The sequence below is a fragment of the Streptomyces sp. NPDC001852 genome (assembly GCF_042891825.1).
Lineage (GTDB): Bacteria > Actinomycetota > Actinomycetes > Streptomycetales > Streptomycetaceae > Streptomyces.
In genome coordinates this window covers 1-9,237 of record NZ_JBIATN010000074.1, presented here as the reverse complement: position 1 = coordinate 9,237, position 9,237 = coordinate 1, and the positions used below count along the sequence as shown (strand labels likewise).

The following is a 9,237-nucleotide window of genomic DNA, read 5'->3' as shown; positions in this document are numbered from 1 at the left end:
GGCAGCTCGACGGTGATGGACTTCGCGGACGGGCGCGGCGGCTCGATGGCGAAGTCCCACAGGCCGGTCGCATCCGCCACCAGCTCCTCGTTGGCCACCACCGTGAGCGGGTACGCCTGCTCGGAGACGATCGCGGGGCGCACGTCGGACTCGGTGAGCAGCTGGACCTGGTAGCGGGGGCCGCTGGCCTGGGAGGTGTCGGCGGCGTACTCCTCGGCCAGGGTGGCCCACAGGTTGTCCATCCACCGTGTGGCCATGCCGTCGAAGTCCCCGGCGGCGTCCGCGATGCCGCGCTCCACGACCGGGGTGGCGCCGGCGGCCAGCAGACCTTCCTCGATCCGCTTGGGGAATGCCTGGTAGGTGGCCACCCACTGGGTGTTGCCGGCGCCCAGCAGCGCGTACCGCACGTTCGCCAGCGAGCCCTCGGGCAGTCCGGCGGCGAGCAGGTCGTCGAAGCGCTGGGCGTTGTCGGGAGCCTTGCCGTTGTAGCTGGCGGCGACGACGGCGAGCAGGCCCTCGGTGGGCAGGTTGTCGCCCAGCTCGTCCAGGCTCACCAGCGTGGTGCCGAAGCCGGAGCGCTCACTGCGGTCGGCGATGGTACGGGCCAGGTCCTCGCAGGAGCCGAGGCTGGAGCCATAGGCGACGGTCAGGTTCACACCGACACCGCTGACCGCGGCCTGCGCCTGCGTGTCGTCGGTCTGCAGGTCCGCGGCGCCGAAGACGGTCCGCTCGTGTTCCTGGCGACGGCGGACGATGAGTTCGAAGTTGCCGGGCTTGCGCGTCAGCGCCTCCCGGGGGTCCATCTTGTAGTCGTTGGTGTCGGAGAACTTGAACTTCTGCAGCACCAGCGCGAGGGCCAGGCGGGCCTCGGTGAGCGCGAACTGGCGGCCGATGCAGGCACGTATGCCGTTGCCGAACGGCTTGTAGGCGTGCGGGTGGTGCTGGACGCGGTTCTCCGGCAGCCAGCGGTCGATGTCGAACTCGTCCGGCCGCTCCCACGCCTTGGGGTGGGTGTGCAGCGGGCCCTCCAGGATGAGGACCTTCGCACCCTTCTTCAGCTCGTAGTGGCCGCCGATGACGGTGTCCTCCCGCGCCGTCTTGCCGAACGACGGGATGGGAGCCCACAGGCGCAGGGTCTCGTCCAGGATCCGCGGGATGACGTCCATCTGCATGATCGTGTCGTAGTCCGGGACCGTGTCACCTGGCATCAGCCGGTCCACCTCGGCGTACGCCTGGGCCAGCACGTGCGGGTTGCGCATCAGCGAGTACGTGGCGAAGGACAGCAGGCCGCTGGTGGTCTCGTGGCCGGCGATCAGGAACGTCAGCACCTGGTCGCGGACGTTGTCGTCGTACAGCCGCTTGCCGGTCTCCGGGTCGGTGGCCTCCAGCATCAGGCCCAGCAGGTCCTCCTCACCGCCGCCCTTCCCCTCGCGGCGCTCCTTGATCACGCTCTCGACCAGCTCCTGCATCAGCTGGACGTTCTCGGCGTACCTCCTGGCATCGGCCTTGCGGAGCTTGGTCATCATCGGCAGCTCCTGCGAGCGCCGCAGCGACTCCACCAGCGCGCCCAGCAGCGCGTTGAGGAAGGGGTGCAGTTCCTCCTTCCTGAAGGAGTCGAACCGGTAGCCGAACCCCGACAGGGCGATCGTGTCCAGCGTCAGCCGGGTGTAGTCGTCGGTGATGTTGACCGACTGCCCCTCCTTGCGCTCCCACTTGCCCGCCAGGTTCTGGGCGATCTCCAGCATCTGCCCGAAGTAGGCCCTCATGGCCCGCTGGCTGAACGCCGGCAGGAGGATCCGGTGGGCCATGCCCCATTCCTCCTCGTGCTGGTGGGCCGTGAACAGGCCCGCACCCGCGAAGTCCCGGACATGCTGCAGCGGCGTCTTCTCGATCTGCTTGAAGAACCGCGTCTCGTCGGAGACCTCGGCCACCAGGTCCGGGTCGTAGACGAAGATCTGCTCGATACCGGCGATGTCCAAGCCGTAGATGCCCTCGGGGAACTGCTTGGACAGCTCGGCGAAGTACTCGACCGGATTGGTGTCGGGGATCTGCGGCGTGTTGCCGAGCAGGGGGATCCCGCGCGGGGACCGGATGGGGCGAAGGTCGTTCGCGGGGTGCGTGGTCATGTCTTGCTCCTCTGCGCGGAGGGGGTGGAGGGGGATGGGCAAGGGCGCGCTGCGCAGGTCGATGCCGTGGCGCCGTACGGAAGCATACGCCGTATGGAATTAGAACCATACCCGGTACGGAAAGTCGAGTGCAACCCCGGGACTCCAGATGGGGCTGTGGTGAAGCTCATTTCCATACTGTGTACGGAACTGGTACCGTACGAGGTATGGAGAAGAAGGTGAGACGTCCCCCGCGGGGAACGAGGAAGAGAGACGTGCCTCTGACGGAGGCCGGGATCTATGCCGCCGCCCTGCGGCTCATCGACGAGGACGGGGTCGAGGCGCTCACCATGCGCAAACTCGCCGCCGCGCTTGACGCGAACCCGATGTCGCTGTACCACCACGTGCCGAACAAGGAAGCCGTGCTGCGCGGCGTGACGAGAATGGTCGGAGCGCAGTTCCGCACCGTGACACTGCAGGACGCGCCCTGGCAGGAGCGGATCCGTCTGCTCGCCACGGACTTCCGGACCCTGGCGCACCGTCACCCCAAGCTGCTGGCGTACTCGTTCAGCCACCAGCCGGACTTCATCCAGCCCCACGACCCGTTCTGGACCACCCTCACCGCCATCGTGGCCGCTGCCGGTGTGCCGCAGTCAGAGGTCTCGGAGATCGCCGCGCTGATGGTCGCCGTCGTCATCGGTGTCCTCACCGCAGAACTGAACGGCGCACTCCACCAGTGGTCGACCCTCAAGTCCCACGGCCCTGAAGCCGACGAAGACGCGGCCGACGCAGACCCTGGCTCTACGAGTGCGGCCCCTGAAGGCCCTGACCAGGACCACATGTTCCGTCTCGTGATGGACACGCTGATCACGGGCCTGGAAGGCCGCCTCACCGCCGGTCGTGACGGCCGGCACGCCGGCCATTGAGCCAGTCAGCCTGAGGCGCTGCGCCCCGGGCGCCAGCGCCTGAGGCGCGCCCGCAGTCGGGCGATATCAGGCTGCGACACACGGGAGCCACCGCCTCACATCGGGTGAGACCGCCCGGCGGGGTGGTTCCACATCCAGCCCCTGCACGGCAGCTGTTTGCCGACGCTGAACCGTGAAATGACCATGGTCGTTGGCTTGTTCCTGGTCTCCCTCCTGAGGGGGAGACCGTCGGCCTCGTCGAACTGAATCACCCGCGTCATCGGTTCACCGAGGCGGCTACGTCGCCGAGTGCTCCCGCCCGAAGTGGCGCCCCGTACCGGATGGGACCTCCCCGATCTCTCGATTCCGTTCTTTTTCTCTCTTCCTCCATCCCCCATTCGCTGTCCGGAGGGCTGCCCCCATGTCCCAGAACGCCACCGTCGCTGCTTGCGGCGCCGAGACCACACCTGAGCATGTGCCCGACCTGTCGCACCGGCGTCGCTGGTGGATTCTGGTGGTCATCTCCCTGTCGATGCTGATGGGTGTCCTCGACGGCACCATCGTGAACATCGCCCTGCCGTCCGCCCAGCACGACCTGGGCTTCTCGGACGCCGACCGGCAGTGGGTGGTCACCGCCTACGCGCTGGCCTTCGGCAGTCTGCTGCTGCTCGGCGGCCGGGTCGCGGACCTGGTCGGTCAGAAGGTGACCTTCCTGGTGGGTCTGGCCGGCTTCGCGGCCGCGTCCATGGTGGGAGGTGCGGCGAACGGTTTCGCCATGCTCGTCATCGCGCGCGCCGTCCAGGGCCTGTTCGCCGCCCTGCTGGCCCCGTCCGCACTGTCGCTCCTGATGACCACCTTCACCGAACCGCGCGAGCGGGCGAAGGCCTTCACCGTCGCGGGCTCGGTCGCCGGTGCCGGCGGAGCCATCGGCCTGATCCTCGGCGGCGTGCTGACCCAGTATCTGGACTGGCGCTGGACCATGTACGTCAACGTGGTCTTCGCGGTGGTGGCGTTCGCCGGTGGGGCGGCCCTGCTGCACCGCACCCCGCGTGACACGTCCTCCAGGCTTGACGTCCCCGGCACTCTGCTGGCCTCTATCGGCCTGTTCTGCCTGGTCTACGGGTTCTCGAACGCCGAGACGCACGGCTGGGGCTCGGTGGCGACCTGGGGCATGCTGGCGGCCGGCGTCGTACTGGTGGCCGTCTTCGTGTGGTGGCAGAGCAGGGCGGCGTCTCCGCTGCTGCCCCTGCGGGTCCTGCTGGACCGTAACCGCGGCGCCTCCTTCGCCGCCCTCTTCGTCACCGGCGCGGGCATGTTCGGCGTGTTCCTGTTCCTCACCTACTACCTGCAGCAGAGCCTCGGCTACAGCGCCCTGAACACCGGCTTCGCCTTCCTGCCCCTGATCGTGGCGTCGTCGTCGGCCTCGGCGGTGGCCAACAACGTCCTGGTAGCGCGCATAGGACCGAAGCCGGTGGTCCCGCTGGGCATGGCCATTGCGGCCGCCGGGCTGATCTGGATGACCACGCTGGACCTGAACAGTGGGTACGTGACGCAGGTACTGCCCCAGCTGGTGCTCGTCGGCATCGGGCTGGGCACGGTCATCGCGCCCGCCATGAGCCTGGCGACCTCCGGCGTGGCGGCCGCCGATGCCGGCGTTGCGTCGGCCGCCGTCAACACGCTTCAGCAGGTGGGCGGCTCCATCGGTATCGCCTTGCTCAGCACGATGGCATCCGACGCAGCCACCGGCTACCTCTCCGGCCGCAATCCCAAGAACCCCGGCGTGCTGGCTCAGGCCGGCCTGGAGGGCTATTCCACGGCCTACTGGTGGTCGGCGGCCGTCTTCGTCGCCGGCCTGGTCATCACCGCCCTGCTCTACCGCCGGGGTGTGCCCCAGCAGAACGAGAACGCCGCACCTGTCGTGCACATGTAGCGGGACAAGCAGTGCTGTGAGGGCCCGCCTTCGAAGGAGGCGAACAGGGTCCTTGCGGCTCCCCTCACCTGCTCAATGGATGTCCCATAGTGGCTGCGACTCGGGTTCTATCAGCGGAAGGTGCACCAGGTGGAAGATCGAACAGATCCGCGTCTCTTGCGCAGCCGTCAGGCCATGGTCGCGGCGGCCACCGCGTTGCTCACGGAAGGCGGGCTGGAGGCCGTGACACATCAAACGGTTGCGACGCGTGCCGGCGTCGGCAGGGCAACCGTCTACCGGCACTGGCCGAGCCTTCTCGACCTCCGCCTGGCCGCGCTGGAGGCCGGCATGCCCCCTCTCCCTCCGGTACCCGAGGAGCTTCGGGCCGCTTCGGGCAACGATCCGCGAGCGGAGCTCATTTACCGTCTGAACGTGCTCGCCGAGCGTTGGGAGGACGAGCAGTCGGGGGCCGTCCTTGCCGCGGTCCTCGGGGGCTCACGGCACGACGAAGGTATGCGCCGCCTCCGGGAGTCACTGCTGAACCAGATCGCCGACGCCCTGCGCCCCGCGGTCACCACAGCCGTCGAGCGCGGCCAGCTCCGGCCCGACGTCACCCCCGAGACATTCGCCATGGCCACCGCCGGGCCGCTGTTCTTCGAGCGCTTCTTCGTCGGGAACCACCTGGGGCGCGACACCGTGAACGCCGTCGTGGACGCCGCTTTGCGAGGTTGGTCCTAGGTATAGCGGCTTGCGGGCTCATCACTGGAACCTCGACGTGCTGTCCGCGCCGACGCCACCCTGCGGCCGCTGCGCGATCCCAACGCCGCCGGTGGCTCGACACCTGCAGCAACTGACTTTCCCCAGGGGAGATGTGGCGGAGAGGACTCGGCACAACGACAGCCGGCGGGGCCAGGGTCGGCACGCTACCGGTGCCCGTCCTCGGTTTCCACGGACACGGTCCGACCACTGTCCTCGATGAGACAGCGGGAAATCGCACGGGCCGTCGCGCGCACGGCCGGGCCGTACCCCGGGTTCGGCGAACCGGTGCCGGAAGCCACGACCGACAACGCCGCGACCACCTCGCCGCCGTCACGCACCGGCGCGGCCACGGTGCTCACCTGCCAAGGGCGGCTCTGGTGGCCGACAGCGTGATCGCCGCGCCGTACCTCCGCCAGCACACGGCGCAGGTCGGCAGGGGTGCGGATGTCGTCGTCGCCGTGCTCCGGCGCGTAGGCGGCGAGGGCCTGCTCCTGGACGGCCGGCGGTGCGAAGGCGAGAAGTACCAGTCCTACGCCGGTGGACGTCAGAGGAAGACGGCCCCCCACGCGGTAGCGCACGGGACTCGCATCTCGCGCTGACAGCCGCTCGACCAGCAGCGCCTCCCCATGGTCCCGCACGGCGAGCAGGACATGCTGACGGGTGACGTGGAAGAGGTCCTCCATGAACGGCATCGCCACCGATCGCAGCCCGTGACCGCGCGGGGCCAGGGAAGCGGTCTCCAGCAGCTGAAGACCCACGACGAATCGGCCGTCGCCGAGGCGTTCCAGAGCGCCCACTCTCATCAGAGACCGGGCGAGCCGGAGAGCACTGCTGCGGGGGATGCCGCTTCGCTGTGCGAGGTCGGCAAGCGTCTGCGCACGATGGTCACCGTCGAAGCTGCCGAGCAGGGCGAACGCTCGGTCGATCACCGGTTGTCCCTCAGCCGGCCTGCCGCCGCGTCTCCTGGGCACACCGTCGTCAGTGATCGCCATTTCATTCATTGGAATCACCGCTGCCAATGTACGGCACGCTTCCTACGGTGGCTGGCACTGACAGGGACTCCGCCGAAAGGGAGAGCCGTATGATCGCGAGCGGCTTCATCGATGTGCACGCCCACTTCGTGACCGACAGCTATGTGGCGGCGGCGCGAGCCGCAGGTGTCGAATATCCCGACGGGATGCCCGGCTGGCCCGCGTGGAGCGTCGAAGAGCACCTCGACATGATGAAGCGCTCAGGGATCGACAAGTCCTACCTGTCGATCTCCTCGCCCGGAGTGCACTTCGGGGACGACAGCGAGGCCCGCGCTCTCGCGCGTGAGGTCAATGAGTTCGGCGCCCGGGTCCGCAGTGAGGACCCGGAGCGGTTCGGTCTCTTCGCCTCCCTGCCCCTGCCGGACGTCGAGGGCTCGCTCGCCGAGGCCGCCCACGCGCTCGACGTCCTCGGTGCGGACGGAGTGGTGGTGGAAACCAACCACCATGGCCTCTACCTCGGTGACCCCCGGTTCGAGCCGCTCTGGGAGGAGCTCGACCGCCGCAGCGCCGTCGTCTTCGTTCACCCCACCTCAGCGCCCCACGCCGACGAGCTTGCTCTGGGCCGGCCACGGCCGATGCTGGAGTTCCTCTTCGACACCGCGCGCACTGCGAGCGACCTGCTCCTGCGAGGAGTCCTCGCCCGTCGTCCGCGGATCCGCTGGATCCTGACACACGGCGGAGGTGTGCTGCCGCTGCTCGCCGACCGGATGGAACTCTTCCGCACCCACGTCGGCGGCGGCGCCGTCGACGCGCCGAGCGCCGTCGAGCAACTCGGCCGACTCTGGTACGACATGGCCGGCACGCCCTTCCCGCGCCAGATCCCGGCCTTCGACGCGGCCTTCGGCACCGAGCGGCTCCTCTACGGCAGCGACTACTGCTGGACACCCATCGACGCGGTGCTCGCTCAGGTCACCTCCATCGACTCCGCGGTGCAGCCGTCCGCCACCGTCACCTGGCGGGACCTCACCACCCGCAATGCCGGCCGCTTGTTCGACACCGACGCACGGTGACCGCCCGACCTGAAGGAAGGGTCGTGAGCAAGTGGGTCTGACGACCGCGGTCGTCACAGCAGCACCGCGGTCCGGGTTGCTCGGGCGGCTCTGCCGTCAGCGGGCGGAGCTGCGGCTGATCCGCCACAGCGTTCTGGTCTGCGAGGTCACCGACTCCAACAGCATCCGGCCAGGACTCACCCTTCGGCGAGGAGGTGCGCCAGCAAGCGGTCGAAGTCGCTGTGGCCGAGCTCGGCCCCCCGGGGCACCACTGCCTCCGTTTCCCGCAGGAACGCCTTGACTTCCTGCGCTGGGGCCTTGAGCAGGGCCGTACCGGACGGCGGGTTGAGAAGGATGTACAAGTCGCGGCGGCCCTCCTCGCCGGCGGGCCATATGCGAACGTCCCCCTCGCCGGCGGGACCCGCCAGGCCGTCGATCAGCACATCGCGCCCGATGATCCATTCCGCCGGCTCGTCGCTGTCGACATCGGTGGTGAATGCGGCATGGACCACATAGGGATCACTCGGCTCGTACCGCAGATTCATGATCATGGGCAAGGACGTCGCATGAACGCCGACAAGCTTCACAGGCAGCCCCCGGATCACAGTTCTCAATGACTTCATTGGGTCTTACTCCTGGTGCTTTGAGCCATCCGGGGAGGGCCATCGAAAGGGCTGTCGCCGGATTCAAAGGGGCTGCACGGACGGGGATGCCGGCAAGGGCCACCACTGGTGGGTCGCCATCGACGACACCGGAACCACCAGCGCAGGGTCGCCGGATACCGGCCCTTCTGGCCGCGTCACTCGTCGCAGGCTGACCCGTCAGCGCAAGGGTGAGTCCACGGTGGGCGTCAGGAGGGTCTCGTCGAGGCCGACGATCTGGCTGATGTCGAATCCCTCCATGTCCGCGCGGAATTCAGGACTCGACAGGTATGCCTCCAGCCGCTCCTGCACGTCCTCGGCGTCCTTGTAGGAAACGAGGGCGTACAGCCGGGGGGTGTCGCTTCCGGGCGCCGCGGGCACCGTCCAGACGCCGTGGGTGGTGATCCGGTGCTTGGCCATACCGGGAATGTGCTGGGCCCAGATCTTCTCGTAGGCGGAGAGCGCGTCGGGGCTGCGCAGGGTGTAGACGCGAAGCTGGTACTGGGGCATGACACTGGTTCCTTTACTTCTGAGCGTGGATGGTCGGCGGTCAGCCTCGGGGGAGGAGGTGTGCCAGTTCGGCATCCCAGTCGATGAGTCCGGACTCGGTACCCCGCGGCACCAGAGCCTGGGTGTCCTGAAGGAAGGACGAGATGTCCTGCACGGGGACCTCGAGCAAGGCGGTGCCTCCGGAAGAACCGAGGGCGATGTAGATCGACTCGTCACCCCGCCCTGCGGCCGACCAGATCCGGATGTCCGCGTAACCTGCGGAACCCTCCAGACCGTCAGCCAGAAGATCCCGCCCCAGGACCCATTCGACCGGCTCGTCGCTGTGGACGAAAAAGGCGGCACGGACGACATAGGGATCAGCAGGCTCGTACCGCAGCCGCATGCACAA

General features: G+C 68.3%; 9 protein-coding genes. 4 read left to right on the top strand and 5 right to left on the bottom strand.

Annotated elements, in window-relative coordinates:
• Nucleotides 1-2,126, bottom strand: a 2,126-nt coding sequence (locus tag ACFYZB_RS46360) for a cytochrome P450 (protein ID WP_388768148.1), incomplete at its 3' end; no start/stop codon positions are given.
• A 254-nt stretch (nucleotides 2,127-2,380) separates the two neighbouring features.
• Here ACFYZB_RS46360 and ACFYZB_RS46355 point away from each other — a divergent pair.
• The 3 genes from ACFYZB_RS46355 (at nucleotide 2,381) to ACFYZB_RS46345 (ending at nucleotide 5,657) form a co-directional block, all read left to right on the top strand.
• Nucleotides 2,381-3,031 (top strand): TetR/AcrR family transcriptional regulator, encoded by a 651-nt coding sequence (locus ACFYZB_RS46355; RefSeq protein WP_388768145.1) that lies wholly within the window; start codon nucleotides 2,381-2,383, stop codon nucleotides 3,029-3,031.
• A 400-nt stretch (nucleotides 3,032-3,431) separates the two neighbouring features.
• Entirely contained in the window at nucleotides 3,432-4,940 is a 1,509-nt protein-coding gene (locus ACFYZB_RS46350; RefSeq protein ID WP_388768142.1) for an MFS transporter, read from the top strand.
• Nucleotides 4,941-5,069: 129 nt separating this feature from the next.
• Entirely contained in the window at nucleotides 5,070-5,657 is a 588-nt protein-coding gene (locus ACFYZB_RS46345) for a TetR/AcrR family transcriptional regulator (protein ID WP_351204525.1), read from the top strand.
• A 185-nt stretch (nucleotides 5,658-5,842) separates the two neighbouring features.
• On the opposite strand, the gene ACFYZB_RS46340 is transcribed toward ACFYZB_RS46345, so the two are convergent.
• Nucleotides 5,843-6,607, bottom strand: a complete 765-nt coding sequence (locus ACFYZB_RS46340; protein WP_388768139.1) for an IclR family transcriptional regulator — start codon at nucleotides 6,605-6,607, stop codon at nucleotides 5,843-5,845.
• A 152-nt stretch (nucleotides 6,608-6,759) separates the two neighbouring features.
• On the opposite strand from ACFYZB_RS46340, the gene ACFYZB_RS46335 reads away from it, so the two are divergent.
• Nucleotides 6,760-7,719, top strand: a complete 960-nt coding sequence (locus ACFYZB_RS46335; protein ID WP_388768137.1) for an amidohydrolase family protein — start codon at nucleotides 6,760-6,762, stop codon at nucleotides 7,717-7,719.
• Nucleotides 7,720-7,895: 176 nt separating this feature from the next.
• On the opposite strand, the gene ACFYZB_RS46330 is transcribed toward ACFYZB_RS46335, so the two are convergent.
• The 3 genes from ACFYZB_RS46330 to ACFYZB_RS46320 all read right to left on the bottom strand — a co-directional run.
• Nucleotides 7,896-8,321 (bottom strand): SsgA family sporulation/cell division regulator, encoded by a 426-nt coding sequence (locus ACFYZB_RS46330; protein WP_388768135.1) that lies wholly within the window; start codon nucleotides 8,319-8,321, stop codon nucleotides 7,896-7,898.
• Between the two features lie 198 nt (nucleotides 8,322-8,519).
• On the bottom strand, nucleotides 8,520-8,849 hold the full coding sequence (locus tag ACFYZB_RS46325; RefSeq protein ID WP_388768133.1) for an NIPSNAP family protein: 330 nt from the start codon (nucleotides 8,847-8,849) through the stop codon (nucleotides 8,520-8,522).
• Between the two features lie 40 nt (nucleotides 8,850-8,889).
• The coding region (locus ACFYZB_RS46320; protein WP_388768131.1) for an SsgA family sporulation/cell division regulator at nucleotides 8,890-9,237 on the bottom strand (348 nt) is incomplete at its 5' end.